The sequence below is a fragment of the Paenibacillus oralis genome (assembly GCF_003863965.1).
Classification (GTDB): Bacteria; Bacillota; Bacilli; order Paenibacillales; family Paenibacillaceae; genus Fontibacillus; species Fontibacillus oralis.
Genome location: NZ_RRCN01000001.1, coordinates 7335605 through 7357332, shown reverse-complemented (window position 1 = coordinate 7357332; position 21728 = coordinate 7335605). Strand labels below are relative to the sequence as shown.

General features: G+C 52.1%; 22 protein-coding genes. 17 read left to right on the top strand and 5 right to left on the bottom strand.

Annotation, left to right across the window (positions count from 1 at the left end):
• Positions 1 to 3 precede the first annotated feature (3 nt).
• Genes EHV15_RS32610 through EHV15_RS32595 form a run of 4 tightly spaced genes read left to right on the top strand, consistent with a single transcriptional unit; the run spans position 4 to position 4506 of the window.
• The gene (locus tag EHV15_RS32610; RefSeq protein ID WP_128634926.1) at positions 4 to 1173 is read left to right on the top strand and encodes an efflux RND transporter periplasmic adaptor subunit; all 1170 of its coding nucleotides are present in this window, start codon (positions 4 to 6) and stop codon (positions 1171 to 1173) included.
• A 43-nt stretch (positions 1174 to 1216) separates the two neighbouring features.
• Positions 1217 to 1942, top strand: a complete 726-nt coding sequence (locus EHV15_RS32605) for a response regulator transcription factor (RefSeq protein WP_128634925.1) — start codon at positions 1217 to 1219, stop codon at positions 1940 to 1942.
• Positions 1926 to 3368, top strand: coding sequence for a sensor histidine kinase (locus EHV15_RS32600; protein ID WP_128634924.1), 1443 nt, complete (start codon positions 1926 to 1928; stop codon positions 3366 to 3368). Before EHV15_RS32605 ends, EHV15_RS32600 begins: the two co-directional genes overlap by 17 nt.
• Positions 3369 to 3381: 13 nt before the next feature.
• Positions 3382 to 4506 carry a hypothetical protein gene (locus EHV15_RS32595; RefSeq protein ID WP_128634923.1) on the top strand — a complete coding sequence of 375 codons (1125 nt, stop codon included), beginning with the start codon at positions 3382 to 3384 and terminating at the stop codon, positions 4504 to 4506.
• 248 nt (positions 4507 to 4754) lie between these two features.
• On the opposite strand, the gene EHV15_RS32590 is transcribed toward EHV15_RS32595, so the two are convergent.
• Entirely contained in the window at positions 4755 to 5648 is an 894-nt protein-coding gene (locus EHV15_RS32590) for a LysR family transcriptional regulator (protein ID WP_128634922.1), read from the bottom strand.
• 103 nt (positions 5649 to 5751) lie between these two features.
• Here EHV15_RS32590 and EHV15_RS36760 point away from each other — a divergent pair, with 103 nt between their 5' ends.
• The 13 genes from EHV15_RS36760 to EHV15_RS32535 all read left to right on the top strand — a co-directional run bounded on the left by EHV15_RS36760 (position 5752) and on the right by EHV15_RS32535 (position 18127).
• Positions 5752 to 5904, top strand: a complete 153-nt coding sequence (locus EHV15_RS36760) for a hypothetical protein (protein ID WP_178076017.1) — start codon at positions 5752 to 5754, stop codon at positions 5902 to 5904.
• Between the two features lie 30 nt (positions 5905 to 5934).
• Positions 5935 to 7266, top strand: coding sequence for a purine/pyrimidine permease (locus EHV15_RS32585; RefSeq protein ID WP_128634921.1), 1332 nt, complete (start codon positions 5935 to 5937; stop codon positions 7264 to 7266).
• An 85-nt stretch (positions 7267 to 7351) separates the two neighbouring features.
• A complete protein-coding gene (locus EHV15_RS36755; RefSeq protein ID WP_178076016.1) occupies positions 7352 to 7501 on the top strand; it encodes a hypothetical protein in 150 nt (49 codons plus the stop codon).
• A 147-nt stretch (positions 7502 to 7648) separates the two neighbouring features.
• Positions 7649 to 8662 (top strand): ABC transporter substrate-binding protein, encoded by a 1014-nt coding sequence (locus EHV15_RS32580; protein ID WP_128634920.1) that lies wholly within the window; start codon positions 7649 to 7651, stop codon positions 8660 to 8662.
• Positions 8643 to 9419, top strand: a complete 777-nt coding sequence (locus tag EHV15_RS32575) for an ABC transporter ATP-binding protein (protein WP_128634919.1) — start codon at positions 8643 to 8645, stop codon at positions 9417 to 9419. The genes EHV15_RS32580 and EHV15_RS32575 overlap by 20 nt, the downstream gene beginning before the upstream one ends.
• 50 nt (positions 9420 to 9469) lie before the next feature.
• Positions 9470 to 10165 (top strand): ABC transporter permease, encoded by a 696-nt coding sequence (locus EHV15_RS32570; protein ID WP_246061859.1) that lies wholly within the window; start codon positions 9470 to 9472, stop codon positions 10163 to 10165.
• A gap of 465 nt (positions 10166 to 10630) precedes the next feature.
• Complete coding sequence (locus tag EHV15_RS32565) at positions 10631 to 12127, top strand: ABC transporter substrate-binding protein (RefSeq protein WP_246061858.1); 1497 nt, start codon at positions 10631 to 10633, stop codon at positions 12125 to 12127.
• A 39-nt stretch (positions 12128 to 12166) separates the two neighbouring features.
• A complete protein-coding gene (locus tag EHV15_RS32560; RefSeq protein ID WP_128634917.1) occupies positions 12167 to 13135 on the top strand; it encodes an ABC transporter permease in 969 nt (322 codons plus the stop codon).
• A complete protein-coding gene (locus EHV15_RS32555; RefSeq protein ID WP_128634916.1) occupies positions 13135 to 13971 on the top strand; it encodes an ABC transporter permease in 837 nt (278 codons plus the stop codon). The genes EHV15_RS32560 and EHV15_RS32555 overlap by 1 nt, the downstream gene beginning before the upstream one ends.
• A gap of 137 nt (positions 13972 to 14108) precedes the next feature.
• Positions 14109 to 14939, top strand: a complete 831-nt coding sequence (locus EHV15_RS32550; protein WP_128634915.1) for an ATP-binding cassette domain-containing protein — start codon at positions 14109 to 14111, stop codon at positions 14937 to 14939.
• A complete protein-coding gene (locus EHV15_RS32545; RefSeq protein ID WP_128634914.1) occupies positions 14930 to 15532 on the top strand; it encodes an ABC transporter ATP-binding protein in 603 nt (200 codons plus the stop codon). The genes EHV15_RS32550 and EHV15_RS32545 overlap by 10 nt, the downstream gene beginning before the upstream one ends.
• A gap of 210 nt (positions 15533 to 15742) precedes the next feature.
• Complete coding sequence (locus EHV15_RS32540) at positions 15743 to 16717, top strand: helix-turn-helix transcriptional regulator (RefSeq protein ID WP_128634913.1); 975 nt, start codon at positions 15743 to 15745, stop codon at positions 16715 to 16717.
• 207 nt (positions 16718 to 16924) lie between these two features.
• On the top strand, positions 16925 to 18127 hold the full coding sequence (locus EHV15_RS32535) for an MFS transporter (protein ID WP_128634912.1): 1203 nt from the start codon (positions 16925 to 16927) through the stop codon (positions 18125 to 18127).
• 53 nt (positions 18128 to 18180) lie between these two features.
• Here EHV15_RS32535 and EHV15_RS32530 read toward each other — a convergent pair whose 3' ends face one another.
• From EHV15_RS32530 to arsC, 4 genes are all read right to left on the bottom strand, one after another.
• The gene (locus EHV15_RS32530; RefSeq protein WP_128634911.1) at positions 18181 to 19188 is read right to left on the bottom strand and encodes a CobW family GTP-binding protein; all 1008 of its coding nucleotides are present in this window, start codon (positions 19186 to 19188) and stop codon (positions 18181 to 18183) included.
• 30 nt (positions 19189 to 19218) lie between these two features.
• Positions 19219 to 20232: a TIGR03943 family putative permease subunit gene (locus EHV15_RS32525; protein ID WP_128634910.1), complete on the bottom strand. Its 1014-nt coding sequence runs from the start codon at positions 20230 to 20232 to the stop codon at positions 19219 to 19221.
• Positions 20233 to 20251: 19 nt separating this feature from the next.
• Entirely contained in the window at positions 20252 to 21175 is a 924-nt protein-coding gene (locus EHV15_RS32520; protein ID WP_246061857.1) for a permease, read from the bottom strand.
• A 100-nt stretch (positions 21176 to 21275) separates the two neighbouring features.
• The gene (gene arsC / locus EHV15_RS32515) at positions 21276 to 21701 is read right to left on the bottom strand and encodes an arsenate reductase (thioredoxin) (protein WP_128634909.1); all 426 of its coding nucleotides are present in this window, start codon (positions 21699 to 21701) and stop codon (positions 21276 to 21278) included.
• Positions 21702 to 21728 lie beyond the last annotated feature (27 nt).

The window sequence follows — 21728 nt, the reverse complement described above, 5'->3', positions numbered from 1 at the left end:
GTGATGGATGCTCTGGCAAACCAAGAAAAACGGGAAACACGCAAGCGTCATATCGCTCAGATCGCCGGCTTGTTTTTTGCTTTGCTCATCGCTTTGACGTTGTTCAGCAACACGTTGGTCGCGCTGACGCTGCCGAAAGTAACAACGGAACAACCGATCTCCGGCACGCTCGATCTTGCGTTTCAAGGCACAGCCATCCTTAGGCCTGCAGTAGAAGCGGATTTGTCGAACCCCGCGGGCGGGAAAACGACGCAAGTGCTGGTGAAAGAAGGCGACGTGGTCCGCAAAGGAGAAGTTTTGGTCCGGTATGACAGCGGCGAGGCTGAGCAGCAAATCGAGACGGAACGAGCCGCGCTGGCGAAGCTGAAGCTCTCCGTGGATCCGTTGAAAGACGACTACATCCAAGCCGCCCGCGACGGAGATCCCGCCGCGATCGCCGCAGCCCGCAACGCGTTGGAAAGCGCCAAGCTTGATATTAGCGCGCAGGAGAAACGGATTCAAACGCTGCAAACCCAGTTGGCGGACAAAAGAGAGCTTAAGGCTCCTTTTGACGGCATCGTGACTACCGTAAATGCCATTGAGGGGCTTCCTTCTTCAGCGGCGGATATTCGTCTCTTTAACACGGAAAAAGGACTTCAATTCGATATTCAGGTACCGGCCGAGCTGGCCGCCGAGCTGGCCGAAGGCGATCCTATCAAGGTTCGGACCTTTGGTAAAAACAGCCGTTCTGTGGAGGGCCGAATTATGAAAATCGAAGCAGGGAACGCATCGTATGAGGGCGGTATGTCGACGAACGGTTCCGAAACAAGTTCACCGTCTTCAGATGAATGGCCTGCAGCGAGCGAGACGAGCCGCCTGCTTGTGAGCCTTCATGATGAACTTTTGCGCGAAGGCGACCGCGTGCAGGTGGAATTATCGAAGAACGTCGGCGGCGAGGCGCTTATTATTTCGAGCAAAGCGGTGCGGCAAGACAGGAGCGGAGCTTATGTGTTTACGCTTGAGAGCAGCTCCGGACCGCTCGGAAACGTGTATTACGCAGCCAAAAGATCCGTTACCGTCTCCGGGGCGGACGATCGGCGAACGGCGATCGACAGTGATTTTATGGGACAGGAAGTAAACATTATTGTCGAGAGCAGCGAGCCTCTTGAAGATGGCCGGCGAGTCCGGTACTAGATTATAATGAATGAATAAAATCTATCTTTAAGAAGGAATCCCTATGACAAAAACCAAAATATTGATTATCGAAGATGAAGCCGCCATTGCGGATATCTTGGAATACGGTTTAAACGAGGAAGGATACCATACGAAGATCGCTTATACAGGGATAGACGGATTGAAGGTGCTTGCGGATTTCGAGCCTGATTTGCTTATACTGGATTGGATGCTGCCCGATCTGAGCGGGCTGGACATTTGCAAGAAAGTAACGTCCTCCTATAATATTCCCATTCTGATGATTACCGCGAAATCGGACATTACCGACAAAGTTTTAGGACTGGAGTTCGGAGCGGACGATTATATAACGAAGCCGTTCGATATGAGAGAGGTGGGCGCCCGCATCCGCACGATTCTCCGGCGAGTCGATCAAGCAGGCCGGATTAGAGAAGAGGCGGAGGAAGCCGGAGGGCCGATTTTGCGTTTTAAGGATATCGAAATCGTCACCTGCGAGAGAGTAGTCAGGAAAGGCGACAAGAAAATCGAATTGACGCCCAAAGAATATGACCTTCTCCTCAAGCTATATTCGCACAGAGGGAAAATTTTTACCCGCTCGGAACTTCTGGATGAAGTGTGGGGATATTTCTACTCCGGGGATACGCGAACGGTCGATACGCATGTTCAACGATTGCGTAAAAAACTGGATATCGGCGATTTGATCACGACGGTTTTCAGCATCGGCTATAAATTCAACAAACAAACGGATTCGTCATATGATGCGCACGATTAGAGCTAAGTTTATGATCGGTTTTTTTGTTATTTTTGGCGTGTTTTTCCTAATCCTGCTTCAATGGGTGACCGTAAATATCGAATCCGGCAATCGAAACACTGTAAACAACCAACTGCAGGATTTGAAAAACAACAGCAACAGTTATATACAGCAATCTTTTCTGACGCATCATTTTGCCAGCGATGAGCTTTATTTCGGGCAAATCGCCAAAGAGATGGGAACAGAGCTGCAGCATGCCGCTTCCAGCGAGGTTGCCATGTATTCGCTCACGGGCGAACCGCTCTACGCTTCCGATCAAGCGGTCTTTACGCCCGGTGGAGAAGATTTAAGGCTGGCGCGGCAAGGCAAAACCGCGTATACCCTTACACGGTCCAATGGGGAGGCTTCCGTCTTGTTCGCCTATCCTGTCGTGATCCGCGGCACAAAGGTGGGGATCGTTCGCTTTGCCAAGGACTTTACTCCCCTTTACATGCAAAGCAACGATATACAGCGTACGATTTTTTCGATTGCGCTGGCCGTATTTGCCTGCGCGTTCCTGTTCTCATACCTCCTCTCGCGGCATATCACCGTGCCTTTAAGCAAGCTGGCGCAAGCTTCCACGGAGGTCATGAACGGGAATCTTCACGTTCGCATCGCGATGAAGCGAAAGGATGAAGTCGGTCAACTCGCGGCCAACTTTAGAAGCATGATCGAGAAGCTTCGGGAACAGTTTGCGATCATGGAGAAAGACAAGGATCGGCTCGAAGAATTGCATCTTCACCGGAAACAATTTTTCGATCAAGTAACCCACGAGCTTAAAACGCCGCTGACCACGATTATGGGATATGCGGAAATCATTCGTAAGAACGGCGGCAAAGATCAGGCCCTTTTCCAAAAAGGGGTGAACCATATCGTAGATGAAAGCAAGCGGCTGCATACCATGGTTTTGGAACTGCTTGAAAAGTCGAAGACGACGGAGGAGTATCAGGCGGATACGACCGTGGACGCGGCGCGAATTTTGCTGGACGTTTGCGACACGATGGCGATCAAAGCGAGGCGGTATAAAAAAACCATCCGCTGCGAAGCGGAAAAAGGACTTTACGTCCGGGGCAGGCCGGACAGGCTGCGGCAGCTGTTTATCAATCTGCTCGATAATGCGATCAAGTATTCGTACGCGCATACCGAAATTACCGCGTTTGCCGGCTTGGAGGATGACCGCATCCGCATAATCGTATCCAATCAAGGGGAGACGATCAGCGCAGACCATTTGGAAAAAATCTTTGAGCCTTATTACAGGGCGGAACCTGCTTTTACGGAATCGGCCAGCGTTGGGCTTGGTCTCAGTATATGCAAAGAAATTGTCGACGAACACCGGGGCCGCATCCGGATATCAAGCGATAACGGGCAAACGAGTGCGGATATGGACTTTCCGCCCGCGACAGCTTAGGGAGGGGATGACGATGAAAAGACGAACCAGCTTGTTTGCTTTATTCATGGCTCTCTGCCTTGCGTTAACCGGCTGCCTGGGTGCGCCGCGGACGGAAACCATTATTTTGGATGATGCGGAGCAGCAGCCGTCCGGCGAAGAAGTTTCGTCTTTTGCAGTGCAAACGATTTATTCCGCACTGGATGGACAAACGGACAACGTATATCCGCTTGGCTGGATCGACAATGACGCGCTGCTCACGTTTACGCCCGAGTATCCGTCCCGGTCCCATTTTGATCGAGTGAACGGGCCGTATACCGCCTGGCACAAGTTGTCCGAGTTGGATTCATTCAGCGACGGCCTTCCTCTGGAAAGCGTTGTCTTATCGCCGGACGGGGGTTATGCCTCCTATATGGGCTTGACCGATGGCGTATTTCAACTGTACTTGCATTCGCTTGACGATGGCGGAAATACACGGATTGAAACGACGAGGACCAAGCAAATTTTAGTTACGCGGATGTCGTGGTCGAACAACAGCCGCTTTTTCTGTTATGCCATTGAAAATGAAGTCGATGGGGCCGTTCAACTCGGCGTCTACGATACGATGGAAGGAAACGGGAAGAAGTACTTCCTTCCGTTTAAGCAACCGAACGAGCTCGTTTCTGCGGTTTATATTTCGGACAATGGCGAAGATGCGGCCGTTGTCAAGCAATGGGGCCAAGATTCGGTATTGGAGTTCGGGGAATTGAGAGGAAATGAATTCATCAGCCAATATCGGCATCCCATAAGCAATGAAGGCCGGGGCTGGGTAGAGTGGATCCATCAGGATCAGATCGCTTTTGCGGGGGCCGACGGCACGCTGTATGCGTACGATCGGCGTAATGGCAATCTTTCGATTTTATTGAAGGATATCGAACAATTTCGCCTTTCGAGCGACCGCAAACTCGTCGCCTATACACAGGGCGGGGATTCGGTTTACGCGGCCACTTTATATGGAAACAATGTGCTCGATATGAAACAAATCTATAAGGGATTCGCGGTCTCGGAAATGGCTTGGAGCCCGAATAACCGTAAATTGCTGATTTTCGGTTTAAAGTCGAAGGAGCAGTCGGAGTATGCGGAATTGAAGAACCGGATTCTGGTCATTGAATTCAAATGACGATCTTTTGCCAAGGTGTTGAATTCTGTATGACGTCGTGTCTTGACACGGCAGTCTGATCTCGATCGTCAGGAGGAGCGTTCAAATCTTCTCTGCGGTCTGGATTACGGGGGGCGATTGGAATCACCTCCAAACGTTTAAGTTTTTAAACGTTTGATCTAATTATATGCAATCCTCCTTTAAAAGTGGAAGAGGATTTTAAAATAGCTGATGGCTGCAGGCGCATGCTATACATCGATCACTGTGGATCATAATCTCTGATTCGTAGTTTTTAACGTCGCCCTTGCCATCTTCATGAATTCTCTGGCGGCGAATCCAAGGTACCGATCGGCTCTGTAGATCATCCCGATCTCCCGGATAGGGGGCGCGTCCGTTATTGGAATGCACCTTAGCGCCGGGTCCTTCACCGATAATACTAACGGCAGCGGCATGACCGTTGCGCCGACGTTTTCCCGCACAAAGGTGAAAGTGGAAAGCCCCGATCCGGCCTCGACGATGGTATTTAATTCAAATCCCGCTTTCCGGCACCAATCCTCTACCAATTCTCTTCCCGTAAAGCCCTTCGGATACATCACCATCGGGATTTGCTTTAATTCGGCCAAAGGAATCGCCTCCCGATCGGCCAACTCATGATTTTCGGAGACGACGAGAACGTATTCTTCCTGCGACAGCGGAATCGTGACCAATCGCTCGTCCGGCGTCCGCAAAGCCGTGATGCCTAGGTCGATCTCATGATCGAGAACCTGCTTGTATATCTCTACGGAGGAATAGATTTTCAAATGGACTTTCGGGTACTGCTTGTGGAATTGAATGAACAGGGGAGTGATGCGGTAATCCAGTTCGGCGGGTAATACGGAAACGGATAGATGGCCGCCTTGCATTTCGCGCAGCTCGTGAATCTCGGTGAACGTATTTTGCAGATTTTGCAGCAACTGCTTCCCTTGTCTATACAGGATCGAACCCGCTTCCGTCAATGCGATGCGCTTGCCGATGCGATCGAACAGCAGGGTGTTGAGCTCGGTTTCCAGGGACCGGATTTGCAGGCTAAGGGTAGGCTGGGCAATGCCGAGCTTCTCGGCCGCCCGGGTAAAGTGCATCTCCTCGCAGACAGCCATGAAATATTCCAATTGCTTGATTTCCAAGAGCGGCCTCTCCTTTAATCATTGTGAAATTCAATCATTATTATAGCGTTCATTGAATTGATCAATCAACCGCTCTGCCTTATAGTTACATCAGGAACGGAGGATGCCGTGTGCTGACGGAAGCGGCTACGGCCGGGAGCATGCGGTCGAGACGCTTCGAGAGTTTGGCCGCACAAAGACGGTCCGCTTTCCGACCGGACTCGGCGAAATTCCGCGTTGGTTTGCGGTGAACGATTGTCTCGATAGGTCGAAATAACGGCTAAACTTGCAGAGGGGTTGATTTTCGTTGAATGAACGTGTTCGGGTCGACGAGCGTCCGCAAGGCTTGGCGCTTGGCCTTTCGACGGTCCAGTGGTTTGTCTTCTTAGTGGCTAATACGCTAACCGTGCCGGTCGTGATGGGACATGCCTTGGGTTTGTCCCCATCCGACATTACTTTATATACGGAACGCACTTTTTTCGTCTGCGGGATCATCGGATTGCTGCAGGCCTTCCTCGGACATCGGTTTCCCGTGATGGAAGCGCCGGCCGGCATGTGGTGGGGAGTCTTTATCGTTTTGGTCCAAATGGCGAAGGATCAAGGCAACTCCATGAACGATCTGTTGCGCCAGACGGAAATGGGGCTGATGATCGGCGCCCTGATCTTCATTGTTATGGGCGCTTTTGGCTTGCTCGGTTTCATCCGCCGTTTGTTTACGCCGATCATCTCCGGAACCTTCCTCATCCTGGTCGCCCTGCAGTTGTCCAAGACGCTCGTCGAAGGTGTGCTTGGCATCGGGTATCGCAATCAGCCGAACTTGTCCGTGGGCGTCGCGGTCCTGTCCGTTATTGTCATGGCGTTGACGATTCTTTTGAGTTTCAAAGGCAGCGGCATCGTCAAATCGATGTCCATTCTGATCGGCTTAATCGCCGGTTGGGTTTTGTTTGCCGCATTCGGCTTCGTGGACTGGCCCAGCGCGGCTCCGGAGATGTTTAAACTCCCGGCGATCTTCCCGTTCGGAGCGCCGTCGATGAATTGGGGCATCACGCTTACTTGCGTGCTTACCTCGATGATTCTGCTCTCGAATCTGGTGGCGAGTTTGCAAGCCTTCGGGCTCGCGGTCGACGAGGAGATTACGGACCGCAAACTCAACCGGGGTGCACTCGTGACTGGCGTCGGAACGGCTTTTGCGGGAATCTTCGGGCTGGTCGGCGCGATGCCGATGGCGATATCCGCAGGTTTCGTTACCGTGACGGGCATCGCTTCGCGGCTGCCCTTCATCTTGGCGTCTGCGGCTGTTGCGCTGCTGGGCTTTTTCCCCTTTCTGGGCGCCTGGCTCGCGACCATTCCTGCGCCGCTTGGCTACGCCATCATGCTCGTCGCCATTGCGCAATTGATCGGCTTCGGCCTCCGGGATTATAAGGAAGTGATGCTGGATCAGCGGAATATTTATGTGCTCGGTTTGTCGCTTTTGTTTGGGGTTGGTATCTTTGGTATCCCTACTTCGGCATTCGGCGGGCTTCCTCCCGTATTTGTCTACATTCTGGACAACGGCTTGATTGTTGGGATTATTCTGGCTTTGCTGTTGGAACACCTTCTGTTCAGGCGCAAGAAACCCGAAGTTCAAATATTGAAATGAAAGAAGACAGGCATCGCGCTGCCGTAATACCTCGGAATTTCCCGCAATACAACACCCCAGCCTCGTGAAGGAGGCTGGGGTGTTTGTGCTGAGCAAGGACATCGAAGAAAATGTAGGCGGATATAGGGAAACTGAAAAGATGGTTCAGAAAGAGTGTCCAGATAACAAGGTCCTTTTATTTTGCAGACTATTTAAATTTGCAAATATACAAAATGCAGTGATGGGTGTAAAATGACATTACTTGAGGCAACTGGACGGGCAATGGTCTATTTGCAACATAACTTGTGAATAAAAGCGCAAGTTAGCGAAAGAGGTCTCAAGTAAAACTGGCACATTGCCATGTCAATTCTACATAGAAACACATAGGGGAGATGGGACAACCATGAAGTTTGGGGCAACAAGAAGAATGATGATGCTGTTGGCGCTGGTGCTTGTCGTCAGCATAGTGGGCGTGGCGTGCGGAAGCAAGACGAATAATGCCAACACCGGCGGCGCGGACAACACACCGGCGGCGACGGAGAAGACGGGAGATACATCGGCTGAGCTGCCGGAGCTGTCGCTCGGCCTACTGCCTTCGATTGATGCGATTCCGTTTATTATTGCCCATGAGCAGGGCTTTGATCGGAAGCGTGGGGTGAACCTGAACATTCAGACGTTCAAAAGCGCCAAAGACCGCGATGTAGCTTTTCAAGCAGGAAAAGTTGACGGGTTAAGCGCCGATCTGGTCGCCATTTCGATCTACAATGAAGCAGGGCTGAACGTAAAAATCACCAGCACGACCTTCGGGGAATTCGATCTGCTGACCGGCAATAACGAGATTCAGGATGTGAAGGATCTGAAGGGGAAAACCGTGATTCTATCCAAAAACACCTCCACGCAGTACACCGTTGCTATGATGCTAAAGCAGGCCGGTCTGACGGAGAAAGATATCCATGTAACGGAAGTGCCGCAAATTCCCACCCGGCTGGAGCTGCTGAAAAATAACAAAGCGGACGCCGCGATTTTGCCGGAGCCGTTTGTCACGATGGGGAAAGCGTCAGGCTTACGCGTGCTTAGCTCCACGAACCAGGCTCAGGTGAACCCGTTCGTGCTGGCTTTCCCGCAAAGCGCGATTGATGCCAAGCCGGAAGCGATCCGCGCCATGTACGCGGCCTATGACGATGCGGTAGCGTACATGCAATCCCATGACCAGAAGGATTACATCGATCTCGTGATCAAGGAGGTCGGCTACCCAGAAACCTTGAAGGACCAAATTGAGGTGCCGGCTTACATTCCGGCCAACCAGGTCGATGTCAAAGAGGTCGAGGCGGCGTTTGCCTGGGCCCGCGAGCAGGGTCTGCTGACCAAAAACATCACCCCCGAAGAAGTGATCTCCGATGTCCAGTTCCAGAAATGAGGGATTGCGCGTAAAGGAGCTTGAGGTTGAGTACAAGGGCGGGGAGCTGGCGCTTGGAAAAGTGGATTTTACCCTGCCGGAGCATGGGATTTATACCATTCTGGGGCCATCCGGGAGCGGAAAATCCACGCTGCTGCGCGCCGTGTCCGGCCTCCTGCCGGAATACCGGGGCGAGTTGCTGTTCAATGGACAATCCCTGCGCGGACAGGACGTTCTGATCGGTCTGGTGCCGCAAAATTACGGCCTCCTGCCCTGGAAGACGGTGAAAGCCAACATCAGGGTAGCGATGAAGATCGCTAATCCTAAGGGGCAGGACAGGCAGGCCCAGGAGGCGCAGATTGACCGCTGGCTGTCCGCTATGGGCATTCAGGAGCTGGCGGAGCGTTATCCGCTATCGCTGAGCGGGGGGCAGCAGCAGCGGGTGGCCATTGCGCGGGCGTTTGCGATTGTGCCGTCTATTTTATTGCTGGACGAGCCGTTCTCTGCGCTGGATGCCATGACGCGGGAAACGCTGCAGCAATTGTTCCTGGAGCATTGGCAGGCGAACCCGGCCACAGCGCTGTTCGTGACGCATGATGTGGATGAGGCCATTCTGCTGGGGCAGAAGATCATCGTGCTCCCGTCAAGCAAGAGCGAGGCGCCGGAGATGATTGACAATGAGGCGGTATTTGGGCTGGAGCATGGGGAGAAGCGGGCTAGTGATGGCTTTTTTGCCCAGATCAAGAGAATCAGAAAGGTAATGCAGGAGAAATGGTGAATAAACGGCGGCTCAACTATATTTTTAGAATATTGCTAGTGTTCTTAGGAATGAATGGGGTCTGGTACGCGGCGTATTTGCTGGTGCATCACCCGATGCTGCCCAGCCCGCTGGGGGTCTATCAGGCGATGGGACAACTCGGCGGAAGGGATATTGTGCTGAATGTCGGCTATAGTCTGATGCGTATTTTTGCCGGAGTCCTGCTGGCGCTGGTCGTTGGCCTGATGATCGGGCTTCTGATGGGGCGTTCGGCGCTCTGGAACAAGCTGCTGGACCCGGTGGTGTATTTGACCTATCCGGTGCCCAAGATCGCCTTGCTCCCGGTGGCAATGCTGTTCTTCGGGCTTGGCGAGACCTCCAAGATTCTCATGATTATGCTGATCCTGCTTTTCCAGATTATCATTTCCGTTCGGGACGGGGTAAAGGCCATTCCGGCGAGCACCTATGATGTCCTGACAAGCATTGGCGCAGGGGCAGGTCAGAAATTTTGGCATATCACCCTGCCCGGCGCGTTGTCCGTGATCCTCAGCACGATCCGCATCTCGCTTGGCACGGCCATTTCGGTCCTGTTCTTTACCGAAATTTACGGCACCGAACATGGTATGGGCTTCTTTATTATGGATGCCTGGCTCAGGCTGGATTATCCGCAAATGTACGCCGGGATCCTGCTGTTCAGTTTGGTCGGCTTCGTCCTGTTCCTGCTGGTGGACCTGTTGGACTACCGATTCATGAAGTGGCGGACATAGGATGAGGTGCTGATAACCCGTTGTGTTTTGATAAAAAGTCGTGAATAGCACCTCAACCTAAAACAGGCGGGGGTGCTATTTTTTTGTTGGTATCCTGTTACGGCGGGATCATCTGCAAGGGAGCTATGTTTTACCGGGGTGGGACATCGCCTTTGTGGTAGACAAGAAATAATGATTGACACTAATAATAGTAATAATTACAATTAAGTCATTAAATCGTAATTATTACTATTATGGAAGAAGGAACAGAACTTCTGCGCCTTTGACCGTGCCGGCTCTACAAAAATTTATCCCATGGAGGAAGATATGAGAATATTGGAAAGAAAGTTCCTTGGAAGAAGGGCGATGCCTGTCTTCGCGTACTTATTGATTATGTTATTGCTTGTTACTGCTTGCTCTTCCGAACCAACCGGGCATGAAAATGCGTCCGCGGACCCCAATGATTCTACGGTCAAGGAGGAATTAGTGTTAGCTGTAGGAAAAGTGGATATCGGGATGTTCGACCCGAAGAAGGGCTGGGGAACGCACGCCCAGATTCGCCTGACTCACAGTTCATTGCTGACCATTGATTCCGAGTTGAACTTCATTGGAGATCTGGCCAAATCCTATTCCGTCAGCGCGGATGGACTAACGTGGACTTTTCCGCTCCGTGAAGACGTGAAATTCTCCAATGGCGAATCCGTAACGGCCGAGGATGTCAAGTTTACATACGAAATGCTCAAGGAAGACGGCATCAAATTCGATTTGTCTTTTGTCAAGTCGATCGAAATTGCAGACGGGAATACCATCGTCATTCATCTGAATGAGCCGCGATCCACCTTTGTCAGCCAACTTACCGAGATCGGGATTGTTCCCAAGGCTCACTATAACGACCAATATTCCGATAATCCGATCGGTTCGGGGCCCTATAAGGTCGTTCAATATAATGACGGCCAACAAATCATTATGGAGTATAACCCGTATTGGTACGGGACGAAGCCCCAGTTCAAAAAACTGACCTTTCTGTTACTTGAGGAAGACGGGGCACTGGCCGCGGCGAAAGCCGGGCAAGCGGACATTGTTTATGTCCCGCCAACCTTTGCGGAACAACAAGTTCCAGGGATGACGCTTCGCACATTCGAAAGCATCGATTCCCGGGGAATCATGCTGCCCACCGTGCCAAGCGGCGGCAAAGGAAAAACGAATGACAAAGAAGTGGAAGCCGGGAATGATGTAACTTCCGATCTGGCTATCCGCCAGGCGCTGAATATCGGGCTTGACCGCCAGAAACTGCTGGATGTGGCGCTGGACGGGTACGGCCAAAAAGCATACTGCCTGTGCGATAATATGCCCTGGTTTAATGAAGAGACGGTTGTAGAAGACGGCGATATTGAAGCGGCGAAGCAAATTTTGGCCCGCGGCGGCTGGTCGGATGCCGATCAGGATGGCATTGTGGAAAAAGACGGCCTGAAGGCGGAGTTTGACATGTTCTACAGTTCCAGCGACCAGCTTCGCACCGACCTTTCGCTGGCCGTTGCCGACCAAGTCAGGGAACTGGGCATCAAGATCAATTTGATCGGCGCTACCTGGGACGAAATTTACGTTAAAGGCAAAACCGCCGCGGTAGCATGGGGAGGCGGAAGGCATCATCCTCACCAGCTGTATACTATGAATTCCTCCAAGGTTATCGACACGGGCTACAATAATATGTCCAACTACCGCAATGCCAAAGTGGATGAGTACCTGGATCATGCGCTTACGGCAACCACGCAGGAGGAGGCCAATAAATACTGGAAGCTGGCGCAATGGGACGGACAGACAGGTTTCAGCGGAATCGGGGACGCCCCGATCGTTTGGCTGCTCCGCGTAGACCACTTGTATCTGGCCGATGAAAAGCTGGATCTCGGCAAACAGCCGATTCACTCGCATGGTCATGAATGGGCGTTGTTCGGCAATATAACCGAATGGACATGGGGGGATTAGTCCGTTGCCGATGATCATCTGTAAAGAAGGGGGATTCGCTTGATCAGAAGTATATCTATTCGTTGCATTCGTGTAGTTACCCTGCTGATTGGATTATCTATTTTGACCTTCTCGCTTGTGCAACTTTCGCCGATCGATCCCGTGAATGCTTATATCGGCGGAGACAGCTCGGCATCGCCGGAGCAAATTGAGAAGTTCAAAGCTTATTGGGGCGTCGACCAAAGTCCGGTGGAGAAGTACTTCTCCTGGGCGGGGGCGTTATTGCAAGGCAATTTCGGCACTTCTTTGCTGTATCGCAGCCCGGTTTTCGATATCATTCAAAGCCGCTTTTTAACATCGCTGGCGTTGATGGGAACGGCTTGGGTACTGTCCGGAGTTATCGGATATGCACTCGGCAGCTTGGCCGCCATGAATCGCGGGAAAATGATTGACAGAGCGATCAAATGGTACAGCTACACGCTGGTGTCTACGCCGATTTTCTGGATGGGTCTGATCCTGATGATCGTTTTTGCGGTTTGGCTTCATTGGTTTCCCGTTGGTCTGGCTGTGCCGGCGGGAGTTATGGAAAGCGAGGTGCGGTTCATCGATCGGCTGCATCACTTTGTTTTGCCGGCGGTAACCTTAAGCATTTTGGGCGTAGCCAATGTCGCCATGCACACGCGTGAGAAAATGATCGACATCCTGAATTCGGAATACGTCGTGTTTGCCAGGGCCAGGGGAGAGAGCGGGTGGCAAATCTTCAAAAACCACGGCTTCCGCAACTCCATTCTTCCGGCGGTTTCGCTCCAGTTTGCGTATTTTGGCGAGCTGTTCGGAGGTTCTATGCTTGCCGAGCAGGTATTCGCCTATCCCGGGCTCGGCAGCACTTTAACGACGGCGGGTTTGAAGGGCGATCTTCCGCTGATGGTGGGGATCATTCTTATCAGCTCCTTGTTTGTTTTTGCCGGAAACCTGATCGCCGATGTACTGAACAATGTAATCGATCCCCGAACGAAGGAGGCGCGATAATGAAGTCCGTACAAGCAGGATTTAATACTCGCAAAAAAATGATCCGGATGTTCGCCGCCTCGATCGGTTTTCTGTTTGTGCTGCTCTTGCTCAGCTTCCTGCTGAGTAACGACAATCTTCGTTTGGGCGCAGGCGGTAAAAACCTGGCTCCAAGCTTCAATCATCTGTTTGGAACCGATTGGCTGGGAAGAGACATGTTCACGCGGACGATCAAAGGCTTGCGTCTGTCGCTGACGCTTGGTGCGTTTACTTCCCTGCTCAGTGTGCTGATTGCCGTAGTCATGGGGATTTGTGCGGCAACGTTTGGCAAAGCCGTGGATTCCGTCATCTCCTGGGTCATCGATTTGTTTATCGGCATGCCCCATCTTGTCTTTATGGTGCTAATTTGCTTTATTGCCGGCGGGGGCATGTATGGCATCGTATTGGGGATTTCGCTGACGCATTGGACAGCGCTGGCCAGAGTCGTCCGAGCGGAGGTGCTCCAAATCAAAAACGCCGAATATATTCAAATCTCCAAAAGCTACGGGAAATCCCCTTGGTATATAGCCAGAAAGCATATGCTGCCGGCGATTTTTCCGCAAATGATGATCGGCTTTCTGCTCATGTTTCCTCACGTGATCCTGCATGAAGCGGCACTGACCTTTTTGGGCTTTGGCCTGTCGCCTCAAACGCCGGCTGTAGGCATTATTCTGTCGGAAGCGATGAACCATATTTCGACCGGAAAATGGTGGTTGGTCGTGTTTCCCGGCTTGCTGCTGGTCACGGTGATCAAAAGCTTTGACAGTATCGGCGAACAGTTCCGCATTTTAACGGAACCGGTCAGTTCCCACGAATGAGCCGATGCTTCCGAAGCGAGTTTTGTACGAAGTTGATCAAGGAAGCAACGCTCACAAAACTAGGTTAATGCTTCGAAGCGAGTTTTGTACGAAGATGATCAAGGAAGTAACGCTCACAAAACTTTGAGGAGGTTATCATGGGAGACGCTCAGAAAAATGTTTTGTTGAAAGTGGAGGATTTGTCGATTGGATTTTCGCAATATGTGAAGGGGACACAAAAGCGGATCATACGTCCCATAGCAAATATGCATGTGGAAATTGGCGAGGGGGAAATCGTGGCCGTTGTCGGAGCCAGCGGCTCCGGCAAAAGCTTGCTGGCTCACGCCGTGTTGGGGATATTGCCCGGGAATGCGATCTGCAGCGGAACAATCTTGTACAGAGGGGAAGCGTTGACGGAAGAAAGAAAGAAGCGCCTGAGGGGGAGTGAAATTTCGTTCATCCCGCAATCCGTCAATTATCTCGATCCTTTGATGCGCGTTGGGCGGCAGGTTCAGATCGGACTCGACCGGAAAACCGCAAAGAAAAAGCAGAAGGAATTGTTTGCGCAATACGGCCTGCAAGAAAGGGACGGGCGCCTTTTTCCGTTTGAATTGTCGGGTGGCATGCTGCGCAGGGTGCTGTTTGCCACAAGCGTTCGGGAGGGAGTCAAGCTGGTGATCGCCGATGAGCCCACACCGGGAATCCATCCGCAGGCCCTTTCCGAAATCTTGCGGCAATTAAAGCAATTCGCGATCGACGGGGCGGGTGTGATGCTGATTACCCATGATATCGTGTCGGCGCTGGAAATCGCGGATCGGGTGGCGGTCTTGAGGGACGGAACGACGGTGGAAATTTCGGATGCGGCGGCATTTAACGGTAGCGGGGAACTTCTCCAATCCGAATATACGCGCCGGCTTTGGAGGGCTTTGCCGCAGAATGATTTTGATCTGGAGTGGAAGGAAAGGGGAGTTGGGGAAGCTTGGCTTTAGTTGGAGAGAATCTGGGCTATTATTATCGGAAAGATAGCTGGATACTGCAGGATATAAATATCACGATTGCCCCGGGTGAAGTACTGGGATTGTCGGGCTATAGCGGATGCGGCAAAACCACGCTGGCCCGAATGCTCGCCGGTTATGTTCCGCCGCGCGCCGGCCGCATAATACTGGACGGAAGGCCGCTTTTGCGGGGCTCTTTTCGTCCGGTGCAATTGATTTATCAGCATCCGGAAAAGGCGATCAATCCAAAGTGGAGGATGAAAGATGTTTTGAACGAATCCTATACCCCTTCCCCAGAAATTCTCGAGGCTTTTGAAATCCGTAAGGAGTGGCTGGACCGCTGGCCGCTTGAGCTGTCGGGAGGGGAGAAGCAGCGTTTTTGCATCGTTCGCGCGCTACATCCAGACACGAAGTATATTATTGCCGACGAGATGACCACCATGCTGGATGCCATTACACAAGCGCAAATTTGGCACGCGTTTTTGAACATTTGCCAAAGCCGGGCCATTGGCGTCGTTGTGGTCAGCCATGAGCAGAGCCTGCTCAATCGGCTGTGCGACCGCGTGTACAAAGTAGGGCTTGATTAAAATCAGGCAAATAATCTCGTTCATATTCCCCCCAGTTTCTATTGAAGGATTCCCTCCATTTGATATAATTAAGAACAATGATGAGAATGGTTCTCATTTAGGCTGATTGTAGCAGAGTGTATAAGACAACTCGGTTGCCATGGCAACAGGAGGCGAAAAAATGCAAAATGATTTGAGCATCAGTCAGGAGAGGGGAAGGGCGGGCTTGTTTTGAACATTCAAGTGATCACTCATAATTTGGACTCTTTGTATGAGAACCCGAACGTTCGGCGGTTGGAGGAGGATCGGGTCAAAAATCAGCGATCGTATGAGCTGAAAGCTCCCTTCTGTTCCGTCAAAGCGACTCGCACAAACTTGCGCAGCGGGTTGGAGATTAGCAGCTACGAAGGCTTCTTGAGCAAACCGCTTTCACTTCAATTCCAAACGATGTACCCCCATTTGGAAATTTCCTATACGATGTCAGGTTGCGGAAACTGGTCAGGGGACGGTGCAGCCGGATTTGAAATGGCTCCCGGCGTCTCAACGCTCGCGTACATGTCGGATCGTCGGCTGAATGCGGAGTTGAGCCCGGTCGAGCCATTGTCCCATATGGAGATTCGTATCGATTTGCGCCGTTTCGAAGCGTTGAATTCGGAACTTTCTCGTAGATCGCCCGGCGGATTTTTCAGCCGCCAACTGGCCGGCCACCCGCAAATTGTGAAATTGTTCGAGCAAATAAGGGATTGTTCGTACGCCGGACCGTTGCGCCATCTTTATCTTGAAGGTAAATGTTATGAACTGATTGCCACTTATCTCGATCAAGCGGAAATGGATGCTTCGTCAGGACGTCCGAGTTCCAAATTGAGTGCGGAAGATATCCGCTGCTTGCACTTTGCCCGCGAGGTGCTGGCGCATAGCTGGAGAACGCCCCCCAACTTGCTGGAGCTGGCGCGGTCGGCAGGCCTCAACGATTACAAGCTGAAGGCGGGATTCAAAGAGTTGTTCGGCACGACGGTGTTTGGTTATATCCGAAACTTAAGGATGAACGAGGCGCGCCGTTTATTGGAAGGGGGGGAAGCTACGGTCAGCCAAGCGGCTTTCCGCGTCGGGTACCTGAATCTGAGCCACTTTGCGGCTGCCTACCGTAGGATGTTCGGCCACAATCCAAGCGAATGTCTGAGGGGCAACGGAAAGACGGGGGAATAAATAAATCCGCCGACCGTTAAAGATAATCCGCCCGGGAGCGGCGGAGTCGAAGCCCGTTTCCGTACAATGAAGGTATACCGGCGACAGGAGACAGCATGGCGTTTTCCGCTACATGAATGAGTATATTCGCATTCATGTAGCGGAAAACGGGGCCTTTATCGGCTCCGAAGCGTCGCCTGCCAGCCGGAATACCGGAGGTGTGAACAGATGGGGAATATTCGATTTGGCATGTTTTTCAGCGTATTCGTCGCTATGGTCGGGCTGATGATCATCGCGCCGGTGATGCCCTCGCTCGTGCGGGAATTGGGGTTGAACGAAGTTCATTCCGGGATTATCATCTCGCTGGGCTCCGTCGCCATGGCCGTCATGTCCCCGTTATGGGGCAGATGGAGCGATAAATTCGGCAGAAGACCGGTCATTCTCGCGGGCTTCGCCGGGATGTTCGTTAGTTATGTGTGCTTTACGGCTATCATGTACGCGGGACTCCGCGAACTGTTGAACGGCGGTCTTCTCCTTGTTTTGTTGATTGCGGCGAGAACGCTGATCGGTGCATTTATTCCGGCCGTACCTTCTTCCGCCCAGGCGTATATGGCGGATGTGACGGACGAACAAGGCAGATCGGCGGGGATGGCGCTGATCGGAGCGGCTAATGGGCTTGGGTTGGTGCTCGGACCTGCCATCGCAGGCGCCTTTGCGCTGCTTGGCTTGATCTGGCCGCTTTATGTCGGCGCGCTTCTGCCTGTCGTTGCATTTGCAACCGTAGTGTTCGTCGTGCCGAAGCACAAGGCGGTTGTTCGTGCCCGTCCCCCCCGTATCAATCCGTTGCAACGAGGCCTCCGGATTTATCTGCTGTCCGGGATGGCCGTCATGGCGTGCATCGTATCTTTGCAGGTCGTCGGCGGATTCTATTTTCAGGATCAGTTGTCGCTTACAACGAAAGAAGCCGCCCGTTTCGTTTCCTTCGGGCTGATGATCTGCGGCTTTTCGATGATCGCAACGCAGGGGTTGCTGATGAAGCGTTCGAAGCTCGAACCCCGGCGGCAGATTTTGTGGGGGACGCTGCTGCTTATACTCAGCTTTATCGGTATGTTGTTATTTGCGAAGTTGTCCGTGTTTTATGCGGCCTATCTTTTGTTTGGGATCGGTGCAGGACTTATCATGCCGGGTTTTATGACGGGGGCTTCGCTTGCCGTATCGCAGGAGCAACAAGGCGGCATCGCCGGCCTCGTCGGCATGGTTCAAGGAATTGCCGCTGTTGCGGCCCCTTTGTTGAGTACCGGATTATACCGTATCGACAAGCATCTTCCGTACGGTTTTGCCGCTGCTTTAATGGTTCTCTTGTCCGGGGCGCTCCTAATCATGGCTATCCGTAACCGGGGGCCTTCGCAGGAAGCTTCAAAGTACTCCTAGCCTCGGCGGGGCGAAGAAGTAGCTAGGCGGACGTGCTTTATTAGCGCATGCGGTCAGCCGAACCCGACGGCCCGCCATTCCGCCAATAATGCGGGTTCATCAAGTTCGTATCCAATAATGACCATATAGTAAGGACCTTGATATTCCGCGCGTTCATGATAGGAACGCTTGCCCGCAAACTGAATCAGCGAGGCGCTCTGCGAACCCTCAAGGCAAACATAACCTTTGGCACGCAAAATATGCTTTCCCTTGGCTTTTAACCATTTTTCCAGCTTTTTCAGGGAAATGGGCGTTTGTCCGTTTATAGGAATGAAGACGCTTTGAATGCGGGAAAAAGAAGCGTTCCCCTGTCCGGCTGACGAAGCGGAATCGCCGCCATGTTGATGGGGATGCCGGACTGTCGCGATTTTAAGGCGGCCGGAGGTCTTGGCTTGACGATTTAATGGTTCAAGTCCTTCAATCACGGCCTCGGGACTAAATTTCCCGAACGTGGTGTTGAAGACGGCGGCTTGCTCGTTATGTTTTTGAATCAAACGGGTCACTTTGGATAAATGCGAGTCGGAGACGAGGTCCTGCTTATTGACAAGAATCACGTCCGCCACTTCCAGTTGGCGGCGGAGCGTATGGACGAGCTGCTTATCGGAGGCGAAGATGCTGTTATACTCCAGCGCGTTTTCGGCGTCGATCACGGTGATGATCTTATGCAGGATCACCTCGTTCAGCAGCTCGGGCTCGGCCATGGCGTCGACGACCTCCTCGGGATTGGCGACGCCGGTAAGCTCGACGAGGATCACGTCGGGGGCCAAAGCGAGCAAGCTTTTAAGGGAACCGGCGATTTCGCTTTTTTTGCTGCAGCAGATGCAACCGTCAAACAGCTTTTCCAGCGGAAGTCCTGCCACGGCTTCGGTCAGAATTCGGCCGTCCACGTCGGCTTTGCCCAATTCGTTCATCAAAATCGCCGGCCCCAGGTTCCGGCTGTACAGCGTTTTGATCAGTTCAAGCAGCAGGGTGGTTTTGCCGCTGCCCAAAAAACCGCTGATAATGATAACAGGTGTTTTCATGGGGATGCCTCCTGACTCAAGTTTCCTCATTTATTCAACGCTAACATTCAGAAAATCAAAGTTGGGATAGATGTACGGGTTGTCTGGCCTTTCGATCAGGTTTGATTCCGTCGCATCGATTTTGACAATGGCGTTTCCGTTATACTCGGTTTGGCCGATAGTGCCTTTCAGCTTGACCCAGGTGTCGTCCTTGAGCTCCGAGGCGCCGTCGAATTCGGCCAGAACCCCGTAAGGCGTCGCGTCCGCCGTACAGCATTGGACGGCAATTCTCCCGATTACCAGTTGATTGTCCGCCAGACCCGGTTCGCGGTAGACAAAACCGGCGATTTCGATTTCCTTGCCGATGAACTGCTCCTTGAACACTACGACCGAAGACAGGATCTCCATATAGATTTCCGGTTTGACGTTGATCACTGGCAGCACGTAGATCCGTTTTGCCAGCTCGGCCAATTCCCGGTCAAACTCGTCCTCCGCTTGAAACAGCCCGTCCACAGATTCGGACGATTCAGTTGGTTCGGCGGCGTTTGCAGCCCCCTCCTCCTCGGTGGATGCAGAAGCAGCGGAGCCTTCCAATGAAGTGTCGGAGGAACCAATCGAAGCGTCGGCAGAATCGGCGGCCGTTGCTGTTGGCGGCGAGTAGCCCGATGCAGCATAAGGGGAGGCGGCTGCCCCCAAGATCATCCCTTTTTTGTTCGCAAAGGAGCCTCCAAGCACGGTATCGGGCAGCAAAAAGCCAAGCAACAACGGCAGGGCGAGCACACCGTAAAGGACACTTGCCTTGGTCCGGGACCCGGCCGGCGGATTGCCGCAGCAATCGCATTCGATAACGGAGCCCTTATAGCTTCTGTAGGCAATAAAGCCCTGAATGACGGCTAGCGCGTAAACGACCAGGGCCGATGCTTTGACCAATGGCATGATGCGTATGCCGATATACAGCTGCAGGCTGTCCGTTTCGACCAAAAAAGCGATATACACGGAAAGGCCCAGCAATAAAACGGTCCTGACGATATGATGAAATAACGTGATCGACTTCCGATCCTTCATGATACTCCCCTTTCGTGCGTTATCTGAGCAACCATTGATCCAGCCCGATGCTGAAAACGAGCACCGTTGCCGGGATGGCCACGGCCAATGTCACCACAAATTTCGTTTTAAATGCCGATATCAGCATCAGCGTTCCTTTCAAGTCAAGCATCGGCCCCAGCACCAGAAAGGTGATCAGAGACCCTGCGGAAAAGGTGCCCACGAAAGAAGAAGCGACAAAGGCGTCCGAAGTCGAGCATATCGATAGAAGATAAGCAAAACCGGACATCAGCAGGTGAGACGAGACGGGACCTTGTCCGTACGCCGCCAGCTGTCCCGTATTGACAAACGTATGAATCATTGCCGTTATCAAAGCCCCGATGGCAAGATATTTGCTCATTTCAAAAAACTCATTCAACGTATGCATAAAAAAAGCGGTGAATTTGCCCGTCCAGGTATCGTGTTTGATGCTTTCGGGGCCTTCATCGTACAAGGCTTCGAGATTCAAGCGGAGCGGATTGTAGCGGACAAACCGGTATACGATCAGCCCGACGACGAAAGAAACAATGATGGCGAGCCCGATTCTGGAATAAAGCACTTCCGGGCGATTGCGAAAAGCGGTATAGGTCGCGAAAAGAACGACCGGATTCAGAATCGGTCCGCTCAAGATAAAAACCGTTGCGATATAGACCGGCATTCCCTTGGCGACAAGCCGGCGCACGACCGGAACCATGCCGCATTCGCAAATGGGAAAGAGCATGCCGCCAAGACTTGCGAACAGCATGCCCAGCAAGGGATTCCGGGGGATGATACGCGCCAAGCGTCGCTCCGAAACGAACCATTGCAGCAATGACGAGGAAATGACCCCCAGCAAAATAAACGGAAGAGCTTCCAGAAAGATGCTGATAAACATCGTCTTAAAGGTAAGCAGGTCTGCTGGAAAACTTGACTGAAGCCATGCCAATGATAAAAGCCCCTTTAATAACTAAATAATATGCATTGCTTCTATCATTTTAATCGTAATGTCTACAAATAACAAGGAGATGAGTTCACCTGCTCCCCTTTTATTCCCCTTGTTGAACGAACGTTTCGATCCGCGATTTGATGGCATCCCGTACGTTGCGGAACTGCGTCATAATCTCTTCTTCGGTGCCGGTGGCTTTCGCCGGATCATCAAAACCCCAATGCCATTTGATAACGTTAGGATTCATGATCACCGGGCAATGCTCATCGGCATGTCCGCAAAGCGTGATGACGTATGTTGCCCGATTCAAGATTTCCGGATCGATGACGTCCGAAGTGTTGCCGCTAATATCAACGCCGGCTTCCTTCATCACTTGAACGGCGCGAGGGTTGAGCCCGTGCGCTTCCAGACCCGCGCTTTTCACCTCGAATTTATCCCCTCCTAATTCGTTCAGAAAGCCATCAGCCATTTGGCTGCGGCAAGAATTGCCCGTGCACAGGAAATAGACAAGCGGTTTATTGTTCATTTTTGATTGCTCCTTTATAAAAGTTTT